The organism is Sphaerimonospora mesophila (genome assembly GCF_001417795.1).
Classification (GTDB): domain Bacteria; phylum Actinomycetota; class Actinomycetes; order Streptosporangiales; family Streptosporangiaceae; genus Sphaerimonospora; species Sphaerimonospora mesophila.
Map to the genome: position 1 here is coordinate 336,016 of NZ_BCBX01000031.1, position 26,988 is coordinate 363,003.

A 26,988-nucleotide genomic window follows, 5' to 3' on the forward strand; every position below is an offset into this window, starting at 1 on the left:
GCTCATGAGCCCGATGGCGACCTTGCCGTCGCCGTTGACGTCGGGTTGGCGACCGGCCGTCCCGCTGGCGGAGGCCGAGAGCGTGCTGCCGCAGCCTGTCGCAAACAGACCTGACACGACGGTCATCGCCAGGATGGACTGGAACCACTTCTTCACGTGTCCTGCCCTTCAGGGTCCGGGCTGTCCGGACGATTCATGTCATACGGGTTAGGCCGGCCGGATCGCGCTTCTGGTCGACCGCGTCGGCCGGATTGAGCTCGTCGATCGTGCGGATCTTCCAGCCGTCGGCCTGGGCGATCTCGTTCGCGTCGTCGACGAAGCTCTGGTAGTAGCCGTTGTCATGGATGTCGCCGGGGCGCATGACCCCGATGGCGACCTTCCCATCCCCGATGACGTCCGGCTGCCCTTTGGTCGCGGTGGCGGAGCCGCCGTGCTCGGCTCCGGAGCCGCCGCCACCGCAGGCGGTGAGCGGCGGCGCCGACGCCGGCACGATCGCGAGGGCGGCCCGTGCCGAAGTGTTCATCGCCCTGCCTCCAAAGGACACGCGGAGGGCGATTCAGTCCTTGTGCGACTCGGGCTCGGCGCCCCACTGGATGATCTGGACGTAGTTGCCGTCGGGGTCGGCGACGGTGCCGATGAGGCCGAACGGCATCTGCTCCACCTCGCGCACCCACGTGACGCCCAGCGTCCTCAGGTGCGCCTCGATCGCGCGGCAGTCCGCCACGTCCAGGTTGAGGATGACCCGCGCGGGCTCCTTCGTCGGTCCGCTGACCTCGCTGTGTTCCTCGATGAACAGTTGCGTCGAGCCGAACGTGAAGGCGCCCATCTCGTTCTCCTTGACGTCGAACGCGGCGCGGTACCACTCCTTCATCGTCTCGACGGCGGAGGAGCCGATCAGCAGGCTGCCAAGATTCATGGGGGTCTCCTATCCGTTCCGGTAGTCCTCGCGGGGCGGGGTGAAGATGTCGAGGATCCAGGTCTCTCCGTGCTCGGGGTCGCCGATGAAACGGCTGTCCCCGTGCAGGAAGCTCTTGGGGGCCCAGTAGACGTCGCCGGGCCCCAGCACCCGTCGCTCGTCCGAGCCGATGCGGAAGTCCAGCCGGCCCTTGATGATGACGCCGAACTGCTCGTTGTCGGGGTGACAGTCGTACGGCGTGGGGCCGACGCCCTCGCGGATCCGCCACAGGGTCAGCATCAGGTCGTCGCCGGTGTAGATGCGGCGTCTGAAGCCCGGCTTGATCTCCTTGAAGGCGTCGTCGTCGAAGCGCCAAACGTGTTCGGTCATGCTCTCTCCGTCGTCGGGGGGTTCAGACCATCCGGGCGATCATGGAATGCTCGACCTCGCTGAGGTGGAACTCGGCGGCCTGGGCCGCGCAGTCCTCGTCGCCGGCCTGGATGGCCTCGGCGATGCGCCGGTGGGCGACGCACGCCTCGGCGATCACCTCACGTACGGCTTCCGCGTTGGTGGAGGAGTCCAGCAGCGTACGGAACTCCTCGGAGGCGAAGACGCCGTCGAGGACCTTGCCGTACAGCTCCTGCAGGGTCGGATTGCCACAGGCACGGGCGACGGTCCAGTGGAAGAGCCGGTCGGAACCGCGGAACTCCTCCAACGACATCTCCTCAGTGAACGAATCGGCGATCCGCAGCAGCTCGTCGCGTTCAGCGGAGGTCGCCCGGGACGCGGCGAAGCGGGCGATCGAGACCTCGATGACCCTGCGGCATTCGAACAACTCGCGCACCCGGCTCTTGCGGGGATCGAAGCTGATCTCCGGAAGCTTCTCCGCGACATGGAACCGGTTGCCGACCTTGTACACGCGGCCAAGCGCGAGCAGACTCTGCACCGCCTCCCGCACCGAGGTGCGGGCCACGCCGAACTCCTCGCAGAGCACCCGCTCGGAGGGGAGCCGCGCACCCGGGGCCAGTGCGCCGGTTTCGATGCTCTCCAGCAGCGCGTCGCGGATCTCCTCGGAGACCATCCGGCGGGCCGGCACGGGGCCGAACCTGGCGCGGGTCACGATCCGCCACCCCCCATCAGAGCGGCGAAGCGCTGCCGCTCACCCGGGATGTCGAGCGGCCGGATGATCGCCTCGTGCTCCTCCTCGCCCCAGAACTCGGCGGGGACCAGCCACATGACCTCGAACTCCAGACCGTCGGGGTCCTTGGCGTACAGGCTCTTGTTCGCGCCGTGGTCGCTGGCGCCGATGAGCACACCCTCGCGGGCCAGCCGCTCCTGGACCGCGGCCAGCTCCTCCAGGGTGGGCACCTCCCAGGCGATGTGGTAGAGCCCCACGGTGCTCCGCCCCGCCGGGGAGTCGCCGGCGGCCGATCCGATCGTGAACAGGGCCAGGTCGTGGTGGTTGTCGGAGTCGGGCGCGCGCAGGAAGACGTACTGTCCGGCCGGACCCTCGATGATCACCTTAAAGTCCAGCAATCGCTGGTAGAAGTCCGCGGTCCGGCGGGCGTCCCGCACGTACAGCACCGCGTGGTTCATCCGAGTGATCCCCATCTGGCCGCCCCAAGTCCTCTTGGTCTGTTGGTCTGTTGGTCTGACAATCAGAGCATAAGTTGGCCAGACCGGATCAATCAAGAGGTTCTCTCGGCGAAAACGTGCAGTAGCTCGCGGGCCGTCAGCGCGGTCCGGAGACGGTGGGCGGTCTCCGGATCCAGCGGGTCGGCGTTGAGCAGCTGGCGGAGCTGGCCGACGCGGTAGCCGACGGAGTTGCGGTGCAGATGAAGCAGGTCGGCGACCGCCGCCCGGCTGCCCCGGGTGGCCAGCCACGCGTCCAGGGTGAGCAGCAGCTCCGGCCGGTCGAGGATCGGCCCGAGCTGCTGCTCGACGAACACGTTCAGCTGTTCTGGAGGCAGGGCGAGCAGCAGCTGCGCCGGGCCGAGGGTGGCGTGCAGCAGCTCGGCCTCCCCCGCTCTCCGCCTGAGCAGGCCGAGCACGGTCTCGGCGTCCCGGAAGGACCGGGCGGTCTCCCGGCAATCCGACACCAGGGGCCCGGTCGCGGCCAGCACGGTCCCGTCGCCGACCATGCCCTGGAGCCGGACGCGGATCCGCGTGACCTCCCGGGGGATGTCGCCGGAGAGCACGGTCCAGCCTTCGCCGTCCTCCTGCCGCACCGGCATCTCCAGCCAGGACAAAGCGGTGGACCACGTTCGTCGATTGGGCCCGTCGTAGGCGAAGACCGCCGCCGCGTGCGGCCCGTCGAGCCGGAGCCCGAACCTCGCCGCGGTGCGGGTCAGCTCGCCGGCGCCCCGCAGCGCGCCGTAGCGTAGCTCGTCGATGAGCCGGCTGGCGGTCTCGGCCGTCGCCGCGGCCGCCGCGTCGCGCCGTACCGCCTCGATCGCCACGGCCGTCGTGGAGGCGTTGAGGTAGGTCAGGGTCCGATCGTCGACGGGTTCCGCGAGCAGCAGCAGGCCCACCCGGCGCTGCCCGGCCCACACGGCCAGGGCCGTGGCCGTCCATCCGTCCGCCAAGGTGACCGTGGCCGGTTGGGGTCCGGCGAAGACGCAAGCCACCTCGGCCGGGCTCATCGTCGCGTCGCCTCCGTCGGTGGCGCCGAACACGCCGCCGTGCACGCCGATCAGGCGGGCCTCCCGGCCGGTCTGCTCGGCGATCCGCGCCAGGATCGACCGCCATCCGTCACCGCCGAGGGCCAGCGCGTTGAGCCCGGCCGCGAACTCCTCGACGGTGGTCACGGGGGCACGGTGGCGCAGGCGGCTCGGCCGCTTCGTCGGGCTGTCCGGACTTCCCAGGGCAATCAGATGGTCCACGCGACCTCCCGGTATTTACCCCGTTAGCCACAAATATGGAATATTTAATATCACTTAATGCCCTTTTAGGACAGCCTTATTTGCGTGAGAATCTCTGCCATGCGTGATCGAATGAAGGCCGTCGCGAAGGCGGCGATCGGCCAGGAGGCGAATCGTCTCATCGCACTGAGCCACCGGCTGCACGCCAATCCCGAGCTGGGATTCGAGGAGGAGCGGGCCTGTGCCTGGCTGGCCGGAGAGCTGTCTTCGTGGGGCTTCGCCGTACGGACCGGAGTGTGCGACCTGCCCACGGCGTTCGTCGCCACAGCGGGCAGCGGGCCGCTGGTGATCGGCATCTGCGCCGAGTACGACGCGCTGCCCGGTGTGGGTCACGCCTGCGGCCACAACGTCATCGCCGCGGCCGCGGCGGCCGCGGGGCTCGCCCTGGCCCGGGTCGCCGACGACCTCGGGATCACCGTCAAGGTGCTGGGCACCCCCGCGGAAGAGAACGGCGGCGGCAAGGTCCTGATGATCGAACGCGGCGCGTTCGACGACGTGCACGCGGCGATGATGGTCCACCCGGCGCCGCGCGAACGGCTCGACCCGCCCGTGCTCGCCCGGGCGCAGCTGCACGTCGAATACGAAGGGCGGCCCGCGCACGCCTCGGCCTGCCCCGAGGACGGAATCAACGCCGCCGACGCGCTGACGATCTCCCAGGTCGCCATCGGCCTGCTCCGCCAGCACGTGCCGGCCGACCAGCGGATCCACGGCATCGTCACCGAGGGCGGGCAGGCGCCCAACATCGTGCCCGCGCACACGTCCGCCGACTACTACGTGCGGGCGCGGACGCTCGCCGAGCTCTCGGTTCTGGAAGCACGGGTGCGGGCCTGCTTCGAGGCGGGTGCGATCGCGACCGGCGCGCGGCTGTCGATAGGCACGGCCTCGCCCGCCTACTCGGAGTTCCGCCATGATGTGCCTCTCCTGGAGTCCTACCGGCGGAATGCGGAGGCACTCGGCCGGATATTTCCTGAGGTGACCACGGCCGACGAGCGAACGGCCGCCTCAACCGACATGGCCAACGTCTCACTGGCCCTGCCCTCCATCCAGCCGCTCATCTCGATTGACTCGGGACCGGTGGGGCAGCACCAGGAGGAGTTCGCGGCGTTCGCCGTACGGCCGGCCGCGGATCGTGCCCTGCTCGACGGCGGTACCGCCATGGCGTGGACCGCGATCGACATCGCTCTCGACGAGGAGCAGCGCCGCCGCCTGATCAGACCATGACCCGGACGGCCGACCCGGTCCCGGCCGGCCCGTCGAAGAGATGACACGACATCGGAGCCCTCAGTCTTCTGCGGGCTTCCACCACAGGACGATCTGGTTGCCCCAGGGGTCGAGGAACGACGCGTGATGGCCGTCGAACTCCTCCCAGTAGGTCTGCTCCCACAGCGCGGTGGCACCGAGGATCACCGCCCTGTTGAGGTACTCCTGTGGAGGGGCGTCGACGAGGATGTAGACACGAGGCTGCAGCCCGGAGCGCCGCTGAGGCGGCCGCGGTGCCGGGTCCGGCCGCTGCTCCAGCTCGCTCCACAGCCCCAGGTGCAGGCCCTCGCCGGGGACGACCTGGTGGAAGACCCCCTGCGGGCGGCCGTTGATCTGCCAGCCGAACAGGTCCTTGTAGAACGCCGACGTCGCCTCGATGTCACAGGTCGGCAGGTCGACGAAAACGAGAGTGTTAGCCACGGAATCTCCATTCCCTCACTGATCTGTCAGGAGTTGTAGTAGGTGCCCTTGTCGCGCCAGAGCACGATCTCCATGCCCCACGGATCACGGAAGGCGGCGTGGCGACCGCCGAACTCCTCCCAGTACGTCTCCTCCCACAGCACCGTGGCCCCCAACGCCACGGCCTGGGCGAGGAAGACCGGCGGCTCGTCGACCATCACGTAGACACGCGGCACCGGCCCGGTCACCGGGGTCTCCTCACGGTGCATGCCGAGGTTGGGCTTGACCCCGGGGAGGATCTCGTGAAACTCCCCGGCGGGACGGCGGTTCACCTGCCAGCCGAAGAGCTTCTCGTAGAAGGCCGACGTCGCCTCCGGGTCGGGCGTCGGAAGATCGACGAAAATCACGGGATTGGGCACAACGGCTCCTTCGCTGTCGATATCAGGCGGTGCTCGGCGACGCCGCCGAGCACCGAGCGGAATGTCGTCGGGGACTGGATCGCAAACGCCACTGAGGGGAGGTCGGGGTCCTGAGCGAGTGCCATGTGATCGAACGCTAGGTTCACCGATCAGCCGGGTCATCCGCCTCCGAGCACAACAACTCGGAGGTACTCCATGCCAGGGACACAATGCCGCCCGACCCCGTGGAGGTCACGCTGGCCCCATGCGCTACGACCCCGCCTGGCTCGGCTCCGACCCGCTCCCCCAGCTCATCGACGGCCGTGAATCCCGGGAGGGCGGCACTCACCCGGTGGTCGATCCGTCGACGGGAGAGACTCCGGCTCGCTACGCCGAGGCAACGGCGGCCGAGGTCGAGGCGGCCCTCGCCGCGGCACGCCGCAGCCATGACGAGGGCGAGTGGCGGCGCATGCCCGCCGCGGTCCGGGCCGAACTGCTGGAGGCAGCGGCGACGGCGATCCGCGCCGATGCGCGGCGCCTGGCCGTGTTGGAGGCACTCGACACCGGCAGGGCGATCGGCGGCGTGCTCATGAACGACGTGTACGAGGCCGCGGGCGCCTTCTCCCACGCCGCGGCGGTCGCGCGGGCAATGCCCGGGGATGTACGGCGCAGCGCGTTCCCCCCTGAACCGCTGCCCGGGAGCGGCCCGGAACTGCTCACGATGCGCCTGCGCGCGCCGGCGGGCGTGGTGGTCGAACTGCTGCCGTGGAACGGGCCGCTGATGACCGGCGGCCGGCGGATCGCGATGGCCCTCGCCGCCGGATGTTCGATCGTGGCCAAGCCTCCGGAGGAGGCCGTCGTCACGCTCGTCGAACTCGGCCGGGTCCTGACCCGCGCGGGGCTCCCGGCGGGTGTCCTCAACATCGTGCTCGGCTCCGGCGAGACCGTCGGCGAACAGCTCGTCACCGACCCCCGCGTCGACCTGGTCAGCCTGACCGGCGGTCCCGAGACCGGTCGCCGTGTCATGGAGTCGGCCGCCCGCAACCGCACTCCCACCCACCTGAACCTCCGCGGCAAGTCCCCCGTGATCGTCTTCGCGGACGCCGACCTGGACCAGGCGGTGCGCTGGGCGACGATGGCGGCGTTCGTCAACACGGGCGAGGGCCGCGTGGCGGGCAATCGGCTCCTCGTGGAGGAACCGGTCTACGACGACGTGGTCAAGGGCGTGGCGGAGGCCGCGGCGAACCTGCGCGTCGGCGACGCGCTCGACCCCGCCACGCTCATCGGCCCGCTGATCAGCGTGACCCACGCGAACCGGGTCCGAGAGCTCGTCTCCCGAGCCGTCTCGTCCGGCGACGCGACGGTGGTCGGCGCACCGTCCGTCCCGTGCAGCAGCCGGGCCACGTACGTGCCGCCGACCGTCCTCGGCCGGGTCCGGCCGGGCGGCGAGACCGAGCGGCATGAGGTGTTCGGCCCGGTGCTGGCCGCCACGCCGTTCTCCTCAGAGGAGGAAGCGCTCGCCCTCGCGAACGGCGCTGCCGCTCATGGCCTCAGCGGCACCGTCTTCACTCGGGACATCGAACGTGCCTGCCGCTTCGCCGACGCCCTCGACTGCGGCGAGGTCGATGTGAACCGCCACTTCTCACCCGACTGGAACGGTCCCCGCCACGCCGGCGTCGACGCCTACACCCGTCTCAAGACGGTCAACATCCGAACCCGCCCCTGACCGGACGCCTCGTCCGTGATCTGACAGCGCGACCCACGAGGCCGATCCATCTGATGCGCGTCCACCACGTGGGGCCGGCTCGGCTTACAGAGAGACGCACGTCACATTCGTCCATGTCACAGGGGGTCGGGCTGCCTCGTCTCAGAGGGTGTAGCCACTGACGACCACGGAGGAGCACACATGGACGCGCGCCTGAACTACGCCACCGGCACGACCGCCCCCAAGATCGTGAAGTACGTGATGTCAGCGGGCAAGGCGATCAAGGACTCGCCGCTGCCGGCCACGACACAGAAGCTGGTGGCGCTTCGCGTCAGCCAGATCAACGGCTGCGCCGTCTGCATCGACATGCACACCAAGGAGGCCACCGCCGCGGGCGAGACCCCGGTGCGGCTGAACCTGGTGGCGGCGTGGCGGGAGGCCACGGTCTTCACCGAGGCCGAGCGCGCCGCGCTGGAGTTCGCGGAGGAGGGGACCCGGGTCGCGGATGCGGCCGGTGGGGTCGGCGACGAGGTCTGGGCGAACGCCGCCAAGCACTACGACGACGAGCAGCTCACCGCCCTGGTGATTCTCGTCTCCTTCATGAACATGGTGAACCGGCTGAACATCCTCACCCGGCAGCCGGCCGGCGACTACGAGCCCGGGCAGTTCCACTGACCGGCGTCACCGACCGGCTCGAGCTCCGGCGGGCTCGGGGCGTTACCCCGGCCCGCCGGTGGTCCGGACGACCACGAGAACGGCCGGGTGGGAGAGCCTCGGCCTCGATGCGGGTCAGGTCCACGTCACCGAATCCGGGTCGATGCCTCGATCGCGGGCGTTGGCGTCGATGATGTCACGGAGCCAGCCGGCCAGACCTGGCTCGATTGCGTCGAAGTAGGCTGCGAAGCCGGGATCGGCGGCGTACTTCCTTCCCAGGCAGACATGCATCGAAGGGGTGCAGTCGAAGTACGCGCCGATGGAGGCCCTGTGTCGTTCCGCCAGAGCGTTGGCTTCGGCACCACCTGGCCTGACACCGGCGCGCTTGGCTGCTGCCAGGTCGTCCTCGAGCGTTGCGACGCTGACGGCGATCTGCCGCCAGTCCTCGGGGGTCATGCCCGCGGCGCGCTCGGCGTACTGCACCCATTGAGCCGTGTCGCCCCATCGATCACGCGCGCCCGCGACCAATGACGGCTTCCAGCGCTGCCCGAAGATCGCGACCTGTTCCTCCGCGGAGAGCAGGATGCCGGCGCTCGCGGCTTCGATCATGCGATCGACCGCATCGACCATTGCCCGCAAACGGGAGATGCGATCGAGGAGCTGGGCGCGCTGTTGTCTCAGCGGCACGGTCATGTCGACCGTCGGAGCATCGAGAAGTTCACCGATGTCGTCGAGGGGCAGACCGAGTTCGCGGTAGATGAGCACCCGGTGGATACGTGCGACGTCCGCCGCCGAGTAGAGCCGGTAACCGCCGGAGGTTCGCCCGGACGGGCGGACGAGCCCGATCGCGTCCCAATGATGGAGGGTACGCACGGTGACTCCCACGTGCGATGCCGCGGCCCCGACGGTCAGCCCGCCGGGTCCCGCGGCATCGTCCATCGCGGTGTCGTCCATCGCGGTGTCGGTCACGCCGGCGAGTCTGACATGCGCGTCCGATCTGCGCGGCTTCCCCCCTTGGGGATGATGAAGCCGGCTGCTTCGAGGCTGTGTGCCTCGGCGCTGTCAGGGTCGAGGAGACGGGCCGCGGTCATGATCACGCGAGCGTTCTCCGGTGTGATGACCTCCAGATCTACGGTGCTCCATGGAGTCTGTCGCGGTCCCGTCGTGCATCCGGGCACCAGCGCGGTGCACGCCTGCGCGATCTCGTCGACCTGGCTCAGTACGCAGGAGAAGCTGATGCTCACCGTTGGAGGGGCCGGCGGGGCTCCGGTCGGGACGAGCAGAACGTCTTGGAACGCCCACCGCCGCAGGTGCGTGATCTGGCCGGGAACCGTGAACAGGTCGACGAAACCGAGCCCGCGGACCCAGAAGTCCACGGACGCGGCCAGGTCAGATGTCGGCACGGTGACGAACATCGGCATGCCGTAGATGCCCCGGAAGATTTCCGGTGGTGTCACGTCGGGCCCGGGCGGAGGGACGGGGCTCATATCGAACGCTTGGTAGTAGTCGGTCATGTGTTCATCGTGAAGCCTGACGCAACGTCAGGGTCAAATCCCGGATCGGCGTTCACGGCAAAAACGTGGACCGGTTTCACCGTCTCCCGGGACCATGCCTGGACGTCCTCCGGCGGCACCCGATCCGGCGTTCGTCGACCTGTCGGCCGGACCTACGGCTCTGTCGGCTTGCGGGCGAGGAGACGGCCGTGCTGGAACCTCTCGTTCTCGCCCGGCTCGCGACGTAGCCGGGCGACCTCCGTGAGGCCGGCCTTGGACGCCAGACCCGCGACGTGGTCGATGGAGAGCCGGTAGGCGAGGGAGACCTTGTGATAGAACGGCTCGGCCGGGTGTGGTGAGTCATCGCCTGTCGCGAAGAACCCGAGGAGCAGGTGACCGCCCGGCGCCAGCACCCGTGCGAACTCCGCGAAGATCACCGGCAGGTCCTCCGGAGGCGTGTGGATGATGGAGTACCAGGCGAGCACGCCGCCCAGTGTGCCGTCCGCGATGTCCAGCGCGAACATCGAACCCTCGTCGAACCGCAGGTCCGGGTACTCCTGACGGGCCAGCTCGATCATCGCCGGCGACGCGTCGACGCCGAAGGCGGTCACGCCGAGGGAGGCCAGACGCGCCGTGACGCCACCGGGGCCGCATCCGAGGTCGGCCACCGGCCCGGCGCCCGCGGCCCGTACGGACTCGGCGAACGCGGTGACCAGGGCGCGGTCCAGCGGCATGCCTTCGACTGAGTCGCGGAACAGCTCGGCGTAAAGGGTGGCGACGGCGTTGTAGGCCGCCCGGGTGGCGTCCAGGGAGGAAGACTCGATCACGAATGACGACCCTAGTCCGCGTGGCCCGGCATCCGTACGGTTGCTGGCCCGAGGCGGGCGTTACCGCAGCGAGGGGCCTGACCGCTCGGGCCCTGGGCCCGAGCGTGCTGCGGGCCGGGAAACCGACGACGGTGATCTCAGGGCGACCCTGGACGACCGTACGGAACGGAGATCATCGCTCGGTGATGACGAGATGATCTCCGTGATTTCGCCAGGGCTCTTGCGCCCACGGCATCCGTCAGGAAACCTTGACGACTATGACGTTGAGGTTTCCCGACATCCCCGACCACGAGGGCTTCGCCGCACCGGTGCTCCCCAGAGGCGAGCCGGCCTCGTCCGCCAGCGCCTTCACCAAGACCTTCATCGGCTACCAGGCGGCATGTTCTTGCGGATGGACCGACCGGCGCCGATTTCCCCCCACTCCGGAGGGAGTCAAGGAGGCGGAGGGTCGATGGTGGAGCATGCACGCCCCCGCGCTGCTCGCCGCCGCTCCCCCAAGCTGGTTGGTGATCAAGTCGAACCTGCTGTCCGAGCAGATCGTGAAGCTGGCGGTCGAGCGCCCTCTCGCCGCTCTCACCCTGCTGTCTCACGTGGAGAGCTGGCAGCGCACACTGTTCGACCAGGCTGTCACCCAAGCACGGGAGGCCGGGGCCTCGTGGGCGGAGGTGGGTGAGGCGATGGGGATCTCCAAGCAGGCCGCTCACGAGCGGTTCAGCGCACGCGTGAACACGTAAGAACCGGATCGACAGCCGCATCCCGGCCTCTCCCCCGCGAGTGCCGCGACATGCTCGGCGGGAAGAGTGATCCGTTCGACTCAGGTTGGAGGCGCGGGCCGCCGCTCAGGTGAGGGGTTTGGGATGTTGGAGGGTTTGATCACCAATCCCCGACCCTTTACTTTGTAGATTTAGATTATGATCGGCTGGTGTGAACGTGCCTGCCACGCCGCCTGCCGTACCTGAGCGCAAGTCCCCCGCGCAGGCAGCACGAGATCCCTATCACGTGTACCTCGACGGCCTGCCCAGCCCCGAGTCCCGGCGCACGATGCGGGGCTGCCTCGATCGCATCGCCCGCCTCATCACCGGCGACCCGCAGGCCACCGGAGCGGGCCAGCCCTGGGAACTGCTGCGGTACGAGCACACGGTCAAGCTGCGCACGCTGATGCGTGAGCAGGGGTGGTCGCCGGCACACGTGAACAAGCACCTGGTGGCCCTGCGCCGAGTGCTCAAGGAGGCGTGGCGGCTCGGGCTGATGAGCGGCGAGGACTTCCAGCGGGCGGCCGACCTGCCGGCCTACGCCCACACCAGGGTGCCCGCCGGGAGGCACGTCCAGGCCGAGATCCTCACCGCGACGCTCACCGTATGCGACGAGGACCCCTCCCCCGCCGGGAGGCGGGACGGCGCCCTGCTCGCGGCCCTGTACTCGACCGGCTGCCGTCGGGCGGAGATCGCCGGCCTCACGCTGGCGGACCTCGACCTCGACGCGAGATCCCTGCGCGTGCGCGGCAAGGGCGACAAGGAGCGTCTGGTCTACCTCACGGCCGAGGCGGTCGAACGGCTTGAGCTGTGGCTGGAGGTGCGAGGCCGGGCGGCCGGCCCGCTGTTCTGCCCGATCAACAAGGCGGGGCGGCTGCGGCACGCCCACATGACCGGACAGGCGGTCGCCGACATCGTCTCCCGCCGCCTGTCCTCGGCCGGTACGTCGAAGCGGACGCCCCATGACTTCCGCCGCACGTTCATCGGCGAACTCCTCGACGCCGGGGTCGATCTCGCCACCGCCCAGGCCCTGGTCGGCCACGCGTCCCCCGCCACCACCGCACGTTATGACCGCCGTCCGGAACGCCGCCGCCGCGAGGCCGTCGACCGGCTGAACATTCCCCCAGCGGCGCGCTGACCCGGTCGTCTTCGGAGTCCCTGGCCGTCCTGGAGGTGCCGACCGCATCCGACCGGAATCTCCCGCTGAGCCTCCTCCCGGTCGTCAATGCCGCGGACCGTAAGCCGATCGCCCGCGAAGGGTCTTCGGCAGCGATCCGCGTCCGTCAGCAGCAGTTCCCGCCGGCCGTCGCGGTGGCGGCCCGGGCCCGGTCGGGTTCGGCCTCCGGGCCGCAGACGCAGGCCGCGGACGACTCCGCCGCTGCGGACTTGCCGAGGGTGTCGGCGTCGGCCTTGACCACATAGACCTCCCACGGCTCGCGGCCGGGCCCCTGAACCCAGACCTTGTCCTGCAGGGCGTAACAGCAGGAGGTGTCGTTCTCCTCGAAGGTGGCCAGGCCCGCCTCCTTCAAGCGCTCGGTGGCGGCCGTGACCTCGTCGGTGCCGCCGACCTCCACCCCGAGGTGGTCCAGGCGCGTGTCCTGGCCGGGCTCGCCTTCGAGGAGCACGAGCTTCAGCGGAGGCTCTGCGATGGCGAAGTTCGCGTAGCCGGGACGTCGCTTGGCCGGCTCCACGCCGAACAGCTTGGAATAGAACGCGATCGAGCCTTCCAGATCGGAGACGCGCAGGGCGAGTTGGACACGGGACATGATGCTCCTCCTCTGTACGGACCGGCGGTGGCGGTCACCACGCCCTGATTAGATGAATATCTAATCAACGCCACATCGCAAGCATGAACCTCAATTCGATAGGTGTCAAGTTAGATGCTCTTCAAATCAATGCTCCCACCCGCGGGCACTTCCGTACGACTGCCCGGCTGCTAGGGTAACGGCCATGTTCCTCCCCCGCGCCTAGGACACCGGACCAGCCGCATCGATCAGGTGCGGCACCTCGGTGTCCGTGCTGTTCGCAGCGCCGTGATCCGCGCTGCTTTCATGAGGAACATCCCCATGTCTTCGCCTACGCGGCCCTTGTCATACCTTGCTGTCCTCCGTCTCCCCTCGGCCGGGCGTGCCTTCGGCGCGGCACTGCTGGGCAGGCTGTCCTACGGGATGGTCTTCCTGTCTCTGACGTTGGCGCTCACCGCCGCCACCGGCTCATACGCCGTCGCCGGCACCGTCATCGCCCTTGAGGGGCTCGCTTACTCCCTGCTCTCCCCGCTGCGGGCCGGGCTGATCGACCGCTACGGACCGCGCAGGGTGCTGCCCGCGCTGACCGTCCCGTACGCGCTGCTGCTGGTCTGCCTGGCCGCTCTCACCTGGCAACCCGGGGCCTCCGGGTGGCTGCTGGGAACTCTGGCCGTCGCGGCGGGCGGCTGCGCTCCCCCGCTGGGGCCTGTCATGCGCACGCTGTGGAGCGATCTACTCCCCGACCGGCAGGCGTTGCAGCGCGCCTACAGCCTGGACACCGTTGCCGAGGAGCTGGTGTTCGTCGTCGGGCCACTTCTGGCCGGACTGCTGGCGGCCCTGGCCACCCCTGCGGCCGGAGTCGTCCTGAGCGCGGCCTTGATCGCGATCGGCGTCTTCGCTTTCGTGTCGTCACCGGCGTTGCGCACCCCATCGAGGGCGTCGACCCGGCCGGCCGAACCCGGGGCGGAGCCGGTGCCGACCCGGCGAAGGCTCGGCACGGGCGCGCTGACCCTGCCGATCGCGACGTCGGCCGCGGTGGGTCTGTGTCTGGGGGCGCTGAGCCTGCTCATGGTGGTCTTCGCCGAACGACACCATCAAACCGCCGCGGTGGCATGGGCCCAGGCCGCGTTGTCGGCGGGCAGCGCGGTCGGCGGCCTGGCCTATGGCACGGTCTCCTGGCGCGTGTCCGGGGTCGTACGGCTACCGGTGCTGTCCACCGTGCTCGGTCTCGCCCTCGCCGCCGCCGGGGCTTCGCCCAATCTCTACGCCCTGGGCGCGATGGCGGGCCTCATCGGCCTGTTCGTGGCACCTGCCCTGACAACCGCCTATCTCCTCGCCGACGAATTCGTCCCACCGGAGCACCGGACCCAGGCGGGCGCCTGGGTGAACACCGCCTTCAATATCGGTGACTCCCTGGGCGTGGCGGCCGTCGGTCTCATGGTCGACGGCCTGCCGCTGGCGCTGTGCTTCGTACTGGCGGCGGTCCCGGCATTGTCGTCCGCCCTCATCGCAGTGGCGCGGCCGGGCCGGCGTGCGAAGAGATAGCCCTCCGCCCACACCTCTGTATCCGCCTCCGCCGGTGCTTCCGCCCGCGTCCGGCCCGGTCCTCCCCTTCCGGCGAAGGCGGCCCCAGCGGGGAAGGATCGCGAGAAGGCAGCGTACCCGGACCGGACAACCCCAGGAGGATGGCCGGCTCCACCGGCTCGATCGGCCTCGGCTCCGCCAAACGCAGCGCCATCCGCCTCGACCGTCCCGACGTCACGAGACCCACACGCCCCCCCTTTGGCTCCACGGAACCCCGCTCTACGAGCTCCCTCCCGGCGAGTCCTGAGCATTCGAAAATCTATCTGAATAATCTCATGCCCAGTAGATAAATGACAACCTCATGCGCCGATTAATTCAACGAAAATACGAGTAATAAATGTGGATTACCCCAAATGTCCGTGACGTTCGACTATGGCGCATCGGGCGGCCAGGATGCGTGCGTAACGACCAGGCGGCCGCTCTGTGCGTCATGCGCCCAAGGCCGATGCCGCCGTAATCGCCGGGGGCGGGTTCCGGGTGGGGCCGATGGCCGATCAGCTGAACGAGTCCCGGTCGGGTTCCGGAAGCCACTGACGGTCCGGGTCGAAGCGACAGTGGCGGGCCGCGACGAAACCGATGAACGCCTCCAGCACCGGGTGGCGGTTGCGCCGGTGGAAGAGCAGCGAGCACGGATAGACGGGCGTCGGGTCGACCAGCGGGATCCGCCTGGTGTCCGGATGCCGCGGTATGAGCGTCCCCTCCCCGACCAGGCTCACTCCCCTGCCGGCGGCGACGTCGGCCACGAAGTGCTCCCAGCCGAAGTCGGGCCCCGAGGTGTCGATCCCGATGTCGAATGCGGCGCCGAGCAGACGGTAGTAGTCGGCCCACTCGCTGCCCGGAGCGTTGCCGGGCATCCACACGGTGGATCCGGCCAGCTCCGCCGTACGGATCGCCTGCCGGCCCGCGAGCGGATGGCCGCGGGCGACGAGCAGGTGCAGCGGCTCCAGGTCGGCCGGCACGCTGCCGAGGTCCTCCAGCGGGCCGCTCACGCGGCAGAAGGCCGCGTCCACCGATCCCCGGGCGAGCGTGGTGCGAGCGGTCCTGAGGCCGTTGGAGGTGATGAGCTCGACGTCCACGTCTTCGCTCCGCTCGTGGAAGGTTCTGATCAAGTCGATGACCGGGGCCAGCCGGGTGTCCAGGACGTCCACCCGCAGCGCGCGCCGCCGCCCCCGCAGCACCTCCCGCGCCCGGTCGGCGATCCCGATCAGGGCGCGGGCGTGCGGCAGAAACGCCAGGCCGTCATCGGTCGGCTCGGCTCCGTTGCGGGAGCGGGAGCACAGCCGCAGGCCGAGATCGGACTCCAGCCGCGCGATCCGCTTGGAGACCGCCTGCTGGGTGATCCCCAGCCGGGCCGCGGCCTCGCTGAAGTACCGCTCCTCGATGACGGCGACGAACGCGCGCACCGCACCGAGATCGAGGTCCCCTCCACCTTCAGCGACAACCGGTGGTTGTGATGGATCGGCGTGTCGATTGTTGGACAACCCCACCTGCCCTCGGGTCGAATTGCGCGAGCCGTCCAAGAGCCTACAACCAGGAGGGGTGGTCAGCCGGTGGGGTCCTTCGTCCATCTGCATGTGCACACCGAGTACAGCATGCTCGACGGCGCCGCGAAGATCGGCCCGCTGCTACAGGAGGTGTCCCGGCAGGGGATGTCCGCCGTGGCGATGACCGATCACGGCAACGTGCACGGGGCGTACGAGTTCTACCGGTCAGCGCGCGGGTCCGACGTCAAACCGATCATCGGCATCGAGGCGTACGTCGCCCCGGCCTCCCGGTTCCATCGGCAGCCGGTGTACTACAGCGACAACCTGGCGCTGCGCCGCTCGAACGACGACACCGGCGAGGGCGGCGACGTCTCCGGCCGCGGTCTGTACACGCACATGACGATGTGGGCGGCCGACGCGCGAGGTCTGCGGAACCTGTTTCGGCTCCAGTCCCAGGCCTGGCTGGAAGGACACGTCCAGAAATATCCGCGCATGGATGACGAGCTGCTCGCCGAGCACGGCACGGGCATCATCGCCACCACCGGCTGTCCGTCGGGAGAGGTGCAGACCCGGCTCCGGCTCGGCCAGTACGAGCAGGCCGTCGAGGCCGCCGCCCGTTACCGCGACCTCTTCGGCGAGGAGAACTACTACCTGGAGCTGATGGACCACGGCCTGGCCATCGAACGCCGGGTCCGCGACGACCTGCTGAGACTGGGCAGGCGGCTCGGCCTGCCGCCGCTGGCCACCAACGACTCCCACTACGTCACCGAGGGCCAGGCCCAGGCGCACGACGCGCTGCTGTGCGTGGGCACGGGCAAGCGGCTGGCGGACGCCGACCGCTTCCGGTTCGGCGGCAGTGGCTACTTCATCAAGCCCTCCAGTGAGATGCGGGCGCTGTGGGACGGCGAGGTGCCCGGCGCGTGCGACAACACGCTGCTGATCGCCGAACGGGTCGGTGACTACGGCGAGGTGTTCGCCCATCGGGACCTGACGCCGCGCTTTCCGGTGCCCGAGGGGGAGACCGAGTCGAGCTGGCTGCGCAAGGAGACCCTCGCCGGCGCCGGCCACCGCTACGGCGGCGACCCGCCGCGGGAGGTGCTCGACCGCATCGACTACGAGCTGTCGGTCATCGACGCCATGGGCTTCCCCGGCTACTTCCTGGTGGTGGCCGACATCTGCCGGTACGCCCGCGATCACGGCATCGGCCTGGGGCCGGGACGGGGCTCGGCCACCGGATCGATGGTCGCGTACTGCACGGGCATCACCCAGCTCGACCCGATCGAGCACAAGCTCATCTTCGAACGCTTCCTCAACCCCGAGCGCATCACCATGCCGGACGTCGACCTCGACTTCGATGACCGGCGGCGGGACGAGATGATCGACTACGTCACCCGCAAGTACGGCGAGGACCGTGTCTGCCAGATCGTCACGTTCAACACCATCAAGGCCAAGGCCGCCGTCAAGGACGCCTGCCGCGTGCTGGGCCTGCCGTACGCGCTGGGCGACCGCATCACCAAGGCGTTCCCCGCCGCGGTCGGCGGCAAGGAGATTCCGCTGGCCGCCATCCACGGCAAGAGCCACCCCCGCCACGGCGAGGCGGCCGAGCTGCGTGCCATGTACGAGCAGGACCCCGATGTCAAACGCGTGATCGACACCGCGGCCGGCATCGAGGGCCTCACCCGCGGCACCGGCGTCCACGCCGCGGGCGTCATTCTGTCCAGCGAGCCGCTCATCGACGTGATCCCGCTGGTCAGGCCCAAGGCCGGCGGCCCGGTCGTCACCGGGTTCCCCTTCACCCAGGCCGAGGACATGGGCCTGCTGAAGATGGACTTCCTCGGCCTGCGCAACCTGACGGTGATCGGCGACACGATCGCGAACGTACGCGCCAACACGGGCATCGACATCGACATCTTCGAAGTCCCGCTCGACGACGCCAAGACGTACGAACTGCTGGCCCGCGGTGACACGCTCGGCGTCTTCCAACTGGACAGCGGTGGCATGCGGGTGCTGCTGAGGCTCATGCAGCCCACCACGTTCACCGACATCGCGGCCGTCAACGCGCTCTACCGGCCCGGCCCGATGGAGATGAACGCCCATACCAACTACGCGCTGCGCAAGACCGGCAAACAGAAGGTCGAGCCGATCCATCCGTCATTGGCGGAGGTGCTCGAACCCATCCTCGGCGACACCTATCACCTGGTGGTCTTCCAGGAGCAGGTCATGGCCATCGCCCAGCAGCTCGCCGGCTACTCCCTCGGCGCCGCCGACCTGCTGCGCCGCGCCATGGGCAAGAAGAAGAAAGAGGTCCTGGACGCCGAGTGGGACAGGTTCTCGGCCGGCATGCGCGGCCGCGGCTTCTCCGAAGAGGCGATCACGGCCGTCTGGGACGTGCTGGTGCCCTTCAGCGGGTACGGCTTCAACAAGTCGCACACCGCCGGCTACGGCCTGGTCTCGTACTGGACGGCTTATCTCAAGGCCAACCACCCCAGCGAGTACCTGGCCGCCCTGCTCACCTCCGTCGGCGACGACAAGGACAAGATGGCCGTCTACCTGTCCGACTGCCGCCGCCTCGGCATCAAGGTGCTGCCGCCCGACGTCAACGCCAGCAGGCTCGACTTCGCCGCTGTCGGCTCCGACATCCGCTTCGGCCTCGGCGCGGTACGCAACGTCGGCGCCGCGGTGGTGGACGCCATCGTCGCCACCCGCGAGGCCAAGGGTCCCTACGGGGACTTCGACGACTTCCTCACCAAGGTCCCGTCCATCGTCTGCAACAAGCGCGTGATCGACTCGCTGGCCAAGGCCGGGGCGTTCGACGGCCTCGGCCACCCCCGCAAGGGCCTGGTCGCGGTGCATGAGCAGGCCATCGACACGATCAGCGACGTCAAGCGCAACGAGGCCCACGGCCAGAACACGCTCTTCGGCGAGCAGGGCCACAGCGGCGCCTTCTCGATCGCCGTCCCGCAGGGAGAGTGGGACAGACCCACCCTGCTGGCGTACGAACGCGAGATGCTCGGACTGTACGTCTCCAGCCACCCCCTCGACGGCGCCGAACGCGTCCTGGACGCGGGCCGCGACACCACGATCGCAGGTTTGCTGGCCTCCGGACGGCAGGACGGGCCGGTCAGGATCAGCGGCATCATCTCCGGCCTGCAGCGCAAGGTCACCAAGCAGGGCGACCCGTGGGCGATCGTCACCCTCGAGGACCATGACGCCGCCGTGGAGTGCCTGGTCTTCCCCAAGACCTACACGTTGTACGGCGACGCATTGGCCGAGGACCGCGTGATCTCCCTGCGCGGCCGGATCAACGTACGCGACGAGACGGTGAGCGTCCACGTCGAGGAGATCACCCTCCTCGACGTCTCCACGACCGGTGCCGAGCAGCCGGTCGTGATCTCGATCCAGGAAGGTCTGCTCAATGCCCGGCTCGTCCGGGAGCTCAAACACATCCTCGCCACCCATCCCGGCGGCGCGCCGGTACACCTGCGCCTGCACCGCCGCAACGCCGAGAACCTGCTGCTCGACCTCGTCCCCTTCCAGGTCACCCCCGGGCCGGCGTTCTACGGCGACGTCAAGGCACTGCTGGGAGCCACTGCGATCGGCGGCGTATGAGCCGCACGCCTGCCTCCGGCGGGACCTGCCCCCGCTGCCGTACCGGTGAGGTCCTCGCCGTCCTGCGCCTGCCGCACACCTGGACGAACGCGTCGGGCCGCCTGGTGCGCGGGGTCGGCGAGGTGCACCTGTGCGCGCGCTGCGACCCGGGCCACCCGATCGTCGCCTACTTCGCCGTCCACGGGCTGGCACGCCCCGAGCACGCGGACCTCCTCGCCCGGCTACTGCACGACTGGGCCGACCACGCTCTACCGCCGGTGCCGGACGAGAACGTGCTGTGGGCCGAGGCCGACGCCTGGCGCAAGGGAGAACTGTGAGGTGGCACCGCCGAGCTCAAGGCGTCGTCTGGGCCTGGCGCGCACGATGTCCCTCCTTGCTCGGTTCGGGACGCTGGCGGTCAGGTGGTACGGCGGGACGTCACGGTATGCTCCCAATCTGATCGATAGGCCGGTTAGGGCCTCCAACAGCACATCGCCGGTGGCGATCAGTGCGGCGGCACTGCGGATCGTACGGCGCGCAGGCAGCGCGCGGCCTGGACGCGGAGGGCGGCGGCGAGCTCGGGCGGGCCGCTGACGAGCGTGAAGTCGGCGTCCACCGAAGTGATCATCCAGACCAGTGCCGACGGGGTGTCGGCGCCGACATGCAGCAGGCAACTGTGGTCGTCGACGGCCTCGACGACTCCCATGCCCGGCCACACCCGCTCGGCCGCCGACTCGGCGGACTCGTGCAGGGTGACGGTCGCCTGGAACGGCCAGGTGCCCGAGGAGAGCCGCCGCGCCAGATAGGCGGCGACGTCGCCGTCGGGGGGCTGCCTGGGCGGGAACCGCGGGCCGGTGGGGGTGCGGGGGTCCATCCGGTCCACCCGGAAGCTGCGCCAGTCGTCGCGTTCGACGTCCCAGGCGACGAGGTACCAGTGCCGGTGGAAGCTGACCAGGCTCTGCGGCTCGACCGTTCGCAGTGACCGGCCGCCGCTGGCGCCGGTGTAGTCGAAGCGCAGCCGCTCACGGCGGCGGCAGGCCTCGGCGATCGTCATCAGCGTGTCCGGGTCCACCCGGGGTCCGGGGCCGCCGACCCTGACGGTCGCGGTCTGCAGCGTGTTCACCCGGTGGCGCAGCCGGGGCGGCAGGACCTGCTCGAGCTTGACCAACGCCCGCGAAGAGGTCTCCTCGATGCCGACGGCCGTACGCAGCCCGAGTGCCACGGCCACCGCCTCGTCGTCGTCGAGCAGCAGCGGCGGCAGCGACGCGCCGGACCCGAGCCGGTAACCGGCCGTGCCCCGGTCGGCGTGCACCGGATAACCGAGGTCGCGCAGCCGTTCCACGTCCCTGCGCACCGTGCGGGTGGTGACGCCCAGGTGGGCGGCGAGCTCCTTGCCGGACCATTCACACCGCGTCTGCAGAAGCGACAGCAGCCGCAGCAGCCGTGCCGAAGTCTCCAACATGTCACCAACATTGCCGAATTCTTAGGAACGAACCCGTCCTAACAGGCTCGTAGCGTCGCGCATATGGCAGATAACGTGCACATTCGCCCCTTCCGCATCGATGTCCCGCAGGCTCAGCTCGACGACCTGGCCGCGCGGCTCGCCCGGACCCGCTGGCCGGACGAGTTGCCGGGCGTGGGGTGGAGCCGCGGGGTTCCGGTGGCGTACCTGAAGGAACTCGCCGAATACTGGCGTACGGGCTATGACTGGCGGGCGCACGAGGCCGCGCTCAACGAGCACCCGCAGTACGTCACCGCCGTCGAGGGACAGAACATCCATTTCCTGCACGTACGATCCCCCGAGCCCGACGCCACGCCGTTGCTGTTGCTGCACGGCTGGCCGGGCGGCGTCGTGGACTTCCTCGACGTCATCGGCCCGCTCTCCGACCCCCGCGGGCACGGCGCCGACGCCGCCCCCGCGTTCCACCTGGTGATTCCGTCGCTGCCGGGATTCGGGTTCTCCACGCCGCTGGCCGGTCCCGGCATGAACACGGCGAAGATGGCCGCGGTGCTCGCGCGGCTGATGGCGCGGCTCGGCTACGAGCGGTACGGCGTCCAGGGCTACGACACCGGCGCGTGGGTGGCCCCGCATCTGGGCAGGCAGGCCGCGGACCACGTCATCGGCGTCCACGTCAACGCCCTGATCACCTTCCCCGCCGGCGAGGAAGGCGAGCTGGACGGCCTGTCGGAGGTGGAGCAGGAACGCTGGGATCGGATGCAGAACCACAACGACGGCTACCTGCAGTGCAACTCCAAGCGGCCGCAGACCGTGACGTACGGGCTGCACGACTCCCCCGTCGGTCAGCTCGCCTGGATCGTGGAGAAGTTCAAGGAGCTCACCGACCCCCCGGAGGGGCTGCCAGAAGACAGCGTCGATCGCGACCGCATCCTGACCGACGTCTCGCTGTACTGGCTGACCGGCACCGCCGGATCGGCCGCGCAGATCTACTACGAGGAGATCTCCGCGACCGACTGGAGTCAGGGCGGCGCGGCGGACGGCGCGGCGTACGGCGGGGATCGGGACACGGGCGCGGACGACCAGGTCCCGGACGACCAGGCGGCGGCCTGGCGCGGGACGGTGCCGACGGGCGTGCTGGTCTCCGCCCATGACGTGACCATCCGCCGCTGGGCGGAGCGCGACCACAACATCGTGCACTGGACCGAGCTCGGCCGGGGCGGCCACTTCCTCGCGATGGAGGCCCCAGATCTTCTGGTCGCCGACGTCCGCGAGTTCTTCCGTAAGCTGCATTGAGCCGGATCGGCACGGAATCTCCGTCGAACTTCCGGTGCGCCGTCGGAGCCGCCGCGGCCGGTCGATCCCCCGGGTGGCCTGGTCGTACGGCCAGGCCGGCCGGAAAGTCTCCCCGGCGATATGCCAAGTCATGAGGGACCGATGGAATAACAACGGCCGAGAGTCGGTTAGAGTCGGTACCGGTCGATGTGGTCTGTGTCCCCCGGGCCGCAATTATCGCCTTCACGGAATACCGTTCGGCTGGAGCCGTGTTGTGCCTCTCGCCGAGGAGGCGACCGCCACATCGGCCTTAGCGCGGACGCCCCGCGAGACCTGGTTCTCGCGGGGCGTTCGCGTCTCATCCTCCACGCGGCCGCCCCGTTGGGCGTGCCGTACAAATCTCGGCCCGGCGCGTTGCAGGTGGCCCACAGCACACGGACGTCCGCGGCGGCTTAAGGTTGATCGCACGTGCCCGACCGAGGAGAGCCCGTGCTTTACCGCGCCAGCAAGATCATCAGTGTTCCGGTGATGCGCCTGCTGTGGCGGCCACAGGTGGAGGGGGCCCGCAACGTCCCCGCGAACGGGCCGGCGATCCTCGCCTCCAACCACCTGTCCGTGCTCGACTCCTTCCTCCTGCCCGCGGTGCTGCCCCGCCCGGTGCGGTTCGTGGCCAAGAACGAATACTTCACCGGCAACCCGCTGACCGCCCTGTGGATGCGCGGCATGGGAACCGTCTCCATCGACCGGGAGAACGCCTCGGCCGCCCAGGCCATGCTCGACTCGGCGGCGGAGGTGCTGAAGGCCGGCGATCTGTTCGGCATCTACCCCGAGGGCACCCGCTCCCCCGACGGCCGCCTGTACCGTGGCAAGATCGGCGTGGCCTGGCTCACGCTGACCACCCACGCCCCGGTGATCCCGGTCGCGATGATCGACAGCGACAAGGTGCTGCCGCCCGGGGCCACCGTGCCGCGCCTGCACCGGATCGGCGTACGGATCGGCGAGCCCATGACGTTCAGCGGCGACCCCGGCAGGGCGCGTGACCGCCGCGAGGTCACCGACCGGATCATGGAGGCCATCCAGCGGCTGTCGGGGCAGGAGTACGTCCCGATGTACGCGGCGAGCGTCAAGGCGGCCACCTGACCACCGCCGGGATGCGGATGTCCGCCTGGTCCCGTTAGGCTCGGAGATCGATCCGGACCTCAGGGGGTGTCGCGCGGTGCCGCGAGGACGTACGGTCGTGATCATATCCGCGGCGGTCGTGGTGGTGGCGGCAGCCGGGGCCGGGGGCGCCTACTACCTGCTGCACACCAGGGGTACGCCGCTGGAGACGGCGCAGCGGTTCACGTCCGCCTGGTCGCGTGGCGATCTCGCGGCCATGAAGGCCGAGCTCGCGGCCCCGGCTCCGAAGTTCGACGCGGCCTATGCCGAGCTGACGAAGAACCTCGGCGCGACGGGGGTCGCCGTGAGCGGCATGCGCGTGAGCGACCCGGTCGACGACCGCTCCACCGCCTCCTACACGACCACGGTGACGCTGAAGAACATGGGCGAGTGGACCTACGAGGGCGAGCTGAAGCTCGTGGTCGAGGACCGCCACTGGAAGGTCGACTGGTCTCCGTCCGCCGTCCATCCCGCGCTGACCGGGACCAACCGTCTGGCCATCAAGACGACCTGGCCGGCCAGGGGCGCCATCACCGACGCGAGCGGTGCGCGCATCGACGACGGCGACGACGGCGGTTCTGTGCAGCAACTCGTCGGGTTCCTGGACAAGGCCACCGCCAAGGACGTCAAGAAGCTGGGCGCCGCCTATCGCGTGGGCGACGCGGTGGGGCGCGGCGGGCTGCAGGAGACCTTCCAGCGGCGGCTCGCCGGCACCCCGACGACGGAGATCCAGGCGGTCGACGGTGACGAGCGGGAGACCCTGCACACGCTCAAGGGCAAACCGGGCGAGGAGGTGCGCACCAGCCTCGACCCCCGCGTGCAGCGGGCGGCGGCCGATGCCGTACGCGACCTGGAGAAGCCCGCCTCCCTGGTGGCCGTCCGGCCCTCGACCGGTGAGATCCTCGCCGTCGTCAACAACAAGGGCGGCTTCAACCGGGCGCTGGACGGCCGCTATCCGCCGGGGTCGACGTTCAAGGCCGTCACGGCGGCGGGGCTGCTGGCCGCCGGCCTCACCCCGTCGTCGACGGTGAGCTGCCCCCGTGAGGCGAACGTCGGCGGCCTGAAGATCCGCAATTCCGACCACGAGGCGTTCGGGTCGCTGTCGTTCCTCGACTCCTACGCCCACTCGTGCAACACGACGTTCGCGCCGCTGGCCGCCGCCAAGCTCGGCGCGCAGAAGCTGTACGACCTGGCGGGCGACTTCGGGTTCAACCAGCCGCTGGACATCGGCGTGCCGGCGACGAAGGGCAGCATGCCCAAGGCCACCAGCGACGCCGAGCTCGCGGCCGAGTCCTTCGGCCAGGGCAGGATCACCGCGAGCCCGCTGGTGATGGCGGGGGTGGCCGCGGCGATCGCCGACGGGTCGTGGCGTCCGCCCACGCTGGTGCCGTCCCTCAAGCAGAAGTCCTCGCCCAAGCCGCTGCCCGGCGGGGTCGCCGAGCAGCTCCGTTCGATGATGAAGGCGGTCGTGACCAAGGGCACCGCGCGCGGCGCCAGGCTGCCGTCCGGGACCGCCGGCAAGACCGGCACCGCCGAGTTCGGCACCGGTCCCAAGCTCGACTCGCACGCCTGGTTCGCCGGCTACCGGGGCGATCTCGCCTTCGCCGTCGTGGTCGAGGGCGGTGGTGGAGGCGGCGCGGTCGCCGCTCCCGTCGCGGCCGCCTTCCTCAGGGCCCTCGGATAGACCGGTACGTTCTCCGGGGCCGTCGTCCACGAGAGGGGCGTGGCCGAGGTCACCGCCCGCCGTGTCCGTGATCTCGGCGACGCCCCGCGATCATCACCGACGAGAACTCGTCCCCCTCGACGACGAACGCCGGCGGAAACCGGTCGCCGCGGTCGGCGGGTCATCCCGCGAGGGCGGCCGCGTTGTGCTGGAGCGCCATGATCAGCAGGGCCGTGATCAGCACCACGATCAGCACCCAGCTCAACGTGATGATCACGGTGGATCGGCGGGGCCAGTGGCTCCCGGCCCCGTCGGCGGACGGATCGGCCGACCGTCGCCGGGCGCCGTGCTCCCTCCGTTCCACCCGCTGGTTGAAGGACTCGATCCTGGCAGCCAACTTGGGGTCTTCGTCGGTGAGGTGCCGCTCGATCATCGCAAGCATTCGCTCTTCGTCCTGCGACCAGGCCATGGCGCAACTCTCCAGAACGCGAGGTGTGTGCCGACTTTCTGCCCATCGATCAAGATCGTTAGCCGTTTCCAGGGCCGCTATTTGCCTCGCGTTGAAACTTGCGATCGGGCTCGAAATCTTGTTCTAATGGAGTCGTGCGCTGGGACAACCTACGCCTTGACGATCAAGGATCTGACGAGCGACGCGGCGACGGTCTGGAACGTTCCGATCAGCGGGACGGCGAGGCCGTGCCGCTGATCGCGCGCGGCGCGGTCGCCAGGACGTTCGACACCCCGGGGTTCCAGGGCGTCACGTTCTATGAGATCCACGCGCGCTCGATCATCAATCGCGTCCCCGGCGCGAGCCGCGTTCCGTTCGAGTGGACGATCAATCCCTATCGCGGCTGCAGCCATGCCTGCGTCTACTGTTTTGCCCGGAAAACGCATGAATATCTGGATCTGGACGCGGGGCTGGACTTCGACTCCAGGATCGTCGTGAAGGTGAACGCGGCCGAGCTCGTCCGCAAGGAACTGGCCGCACCCAGGTGGGCCGGACAGCACATCGCCATGGGCACGAACGTCGACTGCTACCAGCGGGCGGAGGGCCGCTACCGCCTGATGCGCGGCATCCTCGCCGCGCTGCGGGACGCGGCCAACCCCTTCTCCATCCTGACCAAGGGCTCGCTGATCCTGCGCGACCTCGACCTGCTCACCCAGGCCGCCGAGGTGACCGACGTCGGCACCGCCGTCTCGGTCGGCTTCGTCGACGAGGCCCTGTGGCGGCAGGTCGAACCGGGCACGCCGCATCCGCGCAAGCGGCTGGAGGTCTGCGCCACGCTCAACGACCACGGCGTCCGGTGCGGCGTGCTGATGGCCCCGATCCTCCCCTACCTCGCCGACTCCCCCGCCATGTTGTCCGACACCGTCCGGCGGATCGCGGAGGCCGGCGCCACACACGTCACCCCGATCGTGCTGCACCTGCGCCCCGGCGCCCGCGAATGGTTCCTGGCCTGGCTGTCGCGCGAGCACCCCCGGCTCGTCCCCCGTTACCTGGAGCTGTACGGCAGGGGCGCGTACGCTCCCAGGGCCTACCAGGAGCGGATCAGCCGGCAGGTGGCCGAGCTCGCCGAGCGCCACGGGATCGGCCGCGCCACCCCGCGCGATGCCCGGCGCATCACCCCCCGCCACCACTCCCCCGGCGCCCAGGCCCACCGCGATCAGACCCACGGCGACCGGCCCTCGCCACCGCACCGCCCCGGTCCCGAGCAGCTGACGCTCCTGTGA

Annotated in this window: 27 protein-coding genes; 12 read left to right on the plus strand and 15 right to left on the minus strand. The window is 69.7% G+C overall.

The window, feature by feature from the left end; genetic code table 11:
- Positions 1-193: 193 nt before the first annotated feature.
- The 6 genes from AP234_RS05945 to AP234_RS05970 all read right to left on the minus strand — a co-directional run bounded on the left by AP234_RS05945 (position 194) and on the right by AP234_RS05970 (position 3,777).
- Positions 194-523 (minus strand): hypothetical protein, encoded by a 330-nt coding sequence (locus AP234_RS05945; RefSeq protein ID WP_055478523.1) that lies wholly within the window; start codon positions 521-523, stop codon positions 194-196.
- A gap of 33 nt (positions 524-556) precedes the next feature.
- A complete protein-coding gene (locus AP234_RS05950; RefSeq protein ID WP_055478524.1) occupies positions 557-916 on the minus strand; it encodes a VOC family protein in 360 nt (119 codons plus the stop codon).
- A gap of 9 nt (positions 917-925) precedes the next feature.
- Positions 926-1,285: a cupin domain-containing protein gene (locus tag AP234_RS05955; RefSeq protein WP_055478525.1), complete on the minus strand. Its 360-nt coding sequence runs from the start codon at positions 1,283-1,285 to the stop codon at positions 926-928.
- A 22-nt stretch (positions 1,286-1,307) separates the two neighbouring features.
- On the minus strand, positions 1,308-2,015 hold the full coding sequence (locus AP234_RS05960; RefSeq protein ID WP_055478526.1) for an FCD domain-containing protein: 708 nt from the start codon (positions 2,013-2,015) through the stop codon (positions 1,308-1,310).
- Positions 2,012-2,491, minus strand: a complete 480-nt coding sequence (locus AP234_RS05965) for a VOC family protein (protein ID WP_235557982.1) — start codon at positions 2,489-2,491, stop codon at positions 2,012-2,014. Before AP234_RS05965 ends, AP234_RS05960 begins: the two co-directional genes overlap by 4 nt.
- Before the next feature lie 92 nt (positions 2,492-2,583).
- Positions 2,584-3,777, minus strand: a complete 1,194-nt coding sequence (locus AP234_RS05970; RefSeq protein WP_055478528.1) for a helix-turn-helix domain-containing protein — start codon at positions 3,775-3,777, stop codon at positions 2,584-2,586.
- 99 nt (positions 3,778-3,876) lie between these two features.
- Here AP234_RS05970 and AP234_RS05975 point away from each other — a divergent pair, with 99 nt between their 5' ends.
- Positions 3,877-5,037 carry a M20 family metallopeptidase gene (locus AP234_RS05975; RefSeq protein WP_200926242.1) on the plus strand — a complete coding sequence of 387 codons (1,161 nt, stop codon included), beginning with the start codon at positions 3,877-3,879 and terminating at the stop codon, positions 5,035-5,037.
- Positions 5,038-5,097: 60 nt separating this feature from the next.
- On the opposite strand, the gene AP234_RS05980 is transcribed toward AP234_RS05975, so the two are convergent.
- Both AP234_RS05980 and AP234_RS05985 read right to left on the minus strand, forming a co-directional pair.
- Positions 5,098-5,496 (minus strand): VOC family protein, encoded by a 399-nt coding sequence (locus AP234_RS05980; RefSeq protein WP_055478530.1) that lies wholly within the window; start codon positions 5,494-5,496, stop codon positions 5,098-5,100.
- A gap of 26 nt (positions 5,497-5,522) precedes the next feature.
- Complete coding sequence (locus tag AP234_RS05985; protein ID WP_062415211.1) at positions 5,523-5,894, minus strand: VOC family protein; 372 nt, start codon at positions 5,892-5,894, stop codon at positions 5,523-5,525.
- Positions 5,895-6,138: 244 nt separating this feature from the next.
- Here AP234_RS05985 and AP234_RS05990 point away from each other — a divergent pair, with 244 nt between their 5' ends.
- Together AP234_RS05990 and AP234_RS05995 are read left to right on the plus strand one after the other, a co-directional pair.
- Entirely contained in the window at positions 6,139-7,599 is a 1,461-nt protein-coding gene (locus AP234_RS05990) for an aldehyde dehydrogenase family protein (protein ID WP_055478532.1), read from the plus strand.
- Between the two features lie 180 nt (positions 7,600-7,779).
- Positions 7,780-8,253 (plus strand): carboxymuconolactone decarboxylase family protein, encoded by a 474-nt coding sequence (locus AP234_RS05995; protein ID WP_055478533.1) that lies wholly within the window; start codon positions 7,780-7,782, stop codon positions 8,251-8,253.
- A gap of 114 nt (positions 8,254-8,367) precedes the next feature.
- Here AP234_RS05995 and AP234_RS06000 read toward each other — a convergent pair whose 3' ends face one another.
- The 3 genes from AP234_RS06000 to AP234_RS06010 all read right to left on the minus strand — a co-directional run bounded on the left by AP234_RS06000 (position 8,368) and on the right by AP234_RS06010 (position 10,552).
- Positions 8,368-9,201 carry a MerR family transcriptional regulator gene (locus tag AP234_RS06000; RefSeq protein WP_235557983.1) on the minus strand — a complete coding sequence of 278 codons (834 nt, stop codon included), beginning with the start codon at positions 9,199-9,201 and terminating at the stop codon, positions 8,368-8,370.
- Complete coding sequence (locus tag AP234_RS06005) at positions 9,198-9,746, minus strand: VOC family protein (protein ID WP_055478534.1); 549 nt, start codon at positions 9,744-9,746, stop codon at positions 9,198-9,200. Before AP234_RS06005 ends, AP234_RS06000 begins: the two co-directional genes overlap by 4 nt.
- 152 nt (positions 9,747-9,898) lie before the next feature.
- The gene (locus tag AP234_RS06010) at positions 9,899-10,552 is read right to left on the minus strand and encodes a methyltransferase domain-containing protein (protein WP_055478535.1); all 654 of its coding nucleotides are present in this window, start codon (positions 10,550-10,552) and stop codon (positions 9,899-9,901) included.
- Positions 10,553-10,809: 257 nt separating this feature from the next.
- On the opposite strand from AP234_RS06010, the gene AP234_RS06015 reads away from it, so the two are divergent.
- The gene (locus tag AP234_RS06015) at positions 10,810-11,286 is read left to right on the plus strand and encodes a hypothetical protein (protein ID WP_055478536.1); all 477 of its coding nucleotides are present in this window, start codon (positions 10,810-10,812) and stop codon (positions 11,284-11,286) included.
- A gap of 190 nt (positions 11,287-11,476) precedes the next feature.
- Entirely contained in the window at positions 11,477-12,442 is a 966-nt protein-coding gene (locus AP234_RS06020; RefSeq protein ID WP_055478537.1) for a tyrosine-type recombinase/integrase, read from the plus strand.
- Positions 12,443-12,587: 145 nt separating this feature from the next.
- Here AP234_RS06020 and AP234_RS06025 read toward each other — a convergent pair whose 3' ends face one another.
- Positions 12,588-13,070: an ArsI/CadI family heavy metal resistance metalloenzyme gene (locus AP234_RS06025; protein WP_055478538.1), complete on the minus strand. Its 483-nt coding sequence runs from the start codon at positions 13,068-13,070 to the stop codon at positions 12,588-12,590.
- A 300-nt stretch (positions 13,071-13,370) separates the two neighbouring features.
- Between AP234_RS06025 and AP234_RS06030 the strand changes: the two genes are divergently transcribed.
- Positions 13,371-14,594, plus strand: a complete 1,224-nt coding sequence (locus AP234_RS06030) for an MFS transporter (protein ID WP_055478539.1) — start codon at positions 13,371-13,373, stop codon at positions 14,592-14,594.
- Positions 14,595-15,127: 533 nt separating this feature from the next.
- Here the strand turns inward: AP234_RS06030 and AP234_RS06035 are convergent.
- Positions 15,128-16,036 carry a LysR family transcriptional regulator gene (locus AP234_RS06035; RefSeq protein ID WP_200926244.1) on the minus strand — a complete coding sequence of 303 codons (909 nt, stop codon included), beginning with the start codon at positions 16,034-16,036 and terminating at the stop codon, positions 15,128-15,130.
- Positions 16,037-16,183: 147 nt separating this feature from the next.
- On the opposite strand from AP234_RS06035, the gene dnaE reads away from it, so the two are divergent.
- Together dnaE and AP234_RS06045 are read left to right on the plus strand one after the other, a co-directional pair.
- Positions 16,184-19,726: a DNA polymerase III subunit alpha gene (gene dnaE / locus AP234_RS06040; protein ID WP_083501816.1), complete on the plus strand. Its 3,543-nt coding sequence runs from the start codon at positions 16,184-16,186 to the stop codon at positions 19,724-19,726.
- Entirely contained in the window at positions 19,723-20,043 is a 321-nt protein-coding gene (locus tag AP234_RS06045) for a DUF6300 family protein (RefSeq protein ID WP_055478541.1), read from the plus strand. The genes dnaE and AP234_RS06045 overlap by 4 nt, the downstream gene beginning before the upstream one ends.
- 167 nt (positions 20,044-20,210) lie before the next feature.
- Here AP234_RS06045 and AP234_RS06050 read toward each other — a convergent pair whose 3' ends face one another.
- A complete protein-coding gene (locus AP234_RS06050) occupies positions 20,211-21,167 on the minus strand; it encodes a helix-turn-helix transcriptional regulator (RefSeq protein ID WP_055478542.1) in 957 nt (318 codons plus the stop codon).
- A gap of 63 nt (positions 21,168-21,230) precedes the next feature.
- Here AP234_RS06050 and AP234_RS06055 point away from each other — a divergent pair, with 63 nt between their 5' ends.
- The 3 genes from AP234_RS06055 to AP234_RS06065 all read left to right on the plus strand — a co-directional run bounded on the left by AP234_RS06055 (position 21,231) and on the right by AP234_RS06065 (position 25,278).
- A complete protein-coding gene (locus tag AP234_RS06055; protein ID WP_055478543.1) occupies positions 21,231-22,457 on the plus strand; it encodes an epoxide hydrolase family protein in 1,227 nt (408 codons plus the stop codon).
- 468 nt (positions 22,458-22,925) lie between these two features.
- Positions 22,926-23,576 carry a lysophospholipid acyltransferase family protein gene (locus AP234_RS06060; protein WP_235557984.1) on the plus strand — a complete coding sequence of 217 codons (651 nt, stop codon included), beginning with the start codon at positions 22,926-22,928 and terminating at the stop codon, positions 23,574-23,576.
- 97 nt (positions 23,577-23,673) lie between these two features.
- Positions 23,674-25,278 (plus strand): penicillin-binding transpeptidase domain-containing protein, encoded by a 1,605-nt coding sequence (locus AP234_RS06065; protein ID WP_235557985.1) that lies wholly within the window; start codon positions 23,674-23,676, stop codon positions 25,276-25,278.
- A gap of 160 nt (positions 25,279-25,438) precedes the next feature.
- Here AP234_RS06065 and AP234_RS06070 read toward each other — a convergent pair whose 3' ends face one another.
- Positions 25,439-25,726, minus strand: coding sequence for a DUF3040 domain-containing protein (locus AP234_RS06070; RefSeq protein WP_055478545.1), 288 nt, complete (start codon positions 25,724-25,726; stop codon positions 25,439-25,441).
- 134 nt (positions 25,727-25,860) lie between these two features.
- Between AP234_RS06070 and AP234_RS06075 the strand changes: the two genes are divergently transcribed.
- Positions 25,861-26,988: an Rv2578c family radical SAM protein gene (locus tag AP234_RS06075; protein WP_200926245.1), complete on the plus strand. Its 1,128-nt coding sequence runs from the start codon at positions 25,861-25,863 to the stop codon at positions 26,986-26,988.

What these genes read in the sequence shown, in the direction of transcription:
- AP234_RS05945 (WP_055478523.1), bottom strand. Translation starts at nt 523, where the DNA reads ATGAACACTTCGGCACGGGCCGCCCTCGCGATCGTGCCGGCGTCGGCG.
- AP234_RS05950 (WP_055478524.1), bottom strand. Translation starts at nt 916, where the DNA reads ATGAATCTTGGCAGCCTGCTGATCGGCTCCTCCGCCGTCGAGACGATG.
- AP234_RS05955 (WP_055478525.1), bottom strand. Translation starts at nt 1,285, where the DNA reads ATGACCGAACACGTTTGGCGCTTCGACGACGACGCCTTCAAGGAGATC.
- AP234_RS05965 (WP_235557982.1), bottom strand. Translation starts at nt 2,491, where the DNA reads ATGAACCACGCGGTGCTGTACGTGCGGGACGCCCGCCGGACCGCGGAC.
- AP234_RS05975 (WP_200926242.1), top strand. Translation starts at nt 3,877, where the DNA reads ATGCGTGATCGAATGAAGGCCGTCGCGAAGGCGGCGATCGGCCAGGAG.
- AP234_RS05990 (WP_055478532.1), top strand. Translation starts at nt 6,139, where the DNA reads ATGCGCTACGACCCCGCCTGGCTCGGCTCCGACCCGCTCCCCCAGCTC.
- AP234_RS05995 (WP_055478533.1), top strand. Translation starts at nt 7,780, where the DNA reads ATGGACGCGCGCCTGAACTACGCCACCGGCACGACCGCCCCCAAGATC.
- AP234_RS06005 (WP_055478534.1), bottom strand. Translation starts at nt 9,746, where the DNA reads ATGACCGACTACTACCAAGCGTTCGATATGAGCCCCGTCCCTCCGCCC.
- AP234_RS06015 (WP_055478536.1), top strand. Translation starts at nt 10,810, where the DNA reads ATGACGTTGAGGTTTCCCGACATCCCCGACCACGAGGGCTTCGCCGCA.
- AP234_RS06025 (WP_055478538.1), bottom strand. Translation starts at nt 13,070, where the DNA reads ATGTCCCGTGTCCAACTCGCCCTGCGCGTCTCCGATCTGGAAGGCTCG.
- AP234_RS06030 (WP_055478539.1), top strand. Translation starts at nt 13,371, where the DNA reads ATGTCTTCGCCTACGCGGCCCTTGTCATACCTTGCTGTCCTCCGTCTC.
- AP234_RS06045 (WP_055478541.1), top strand. Translation starts at nt 19,723, where the DNA reads ATGAGCCGCACGCCTGCCTCCGGCGGGACCTGCCCCCGCTGCCGTACC.
- AP234_RS06050 (WP_055478542.1), bottom strand. Translation starts at nt 21,167, where the DNA reads ATGTTGGAGACTTCGGCACGGCTGCTGCGGCTGCTGTCGCTTCTGCAG.
- AP234_RS06055 (WP_055478543.1), top strand. Translation starts at nt 21,231, where the DNA reads ATGGCAGATAACGTGCACATTCGCCCCTTCCGCATCGATGTCCCGCAG.
- AP234_RS06070 (WP_055478545.1), bottom strand. Translation starts at nt 25,726, where the DNA reads ATGGCCTGGTCGCAGGACGAAGAGCGAATGCTTGCGATGATCGAGCGG.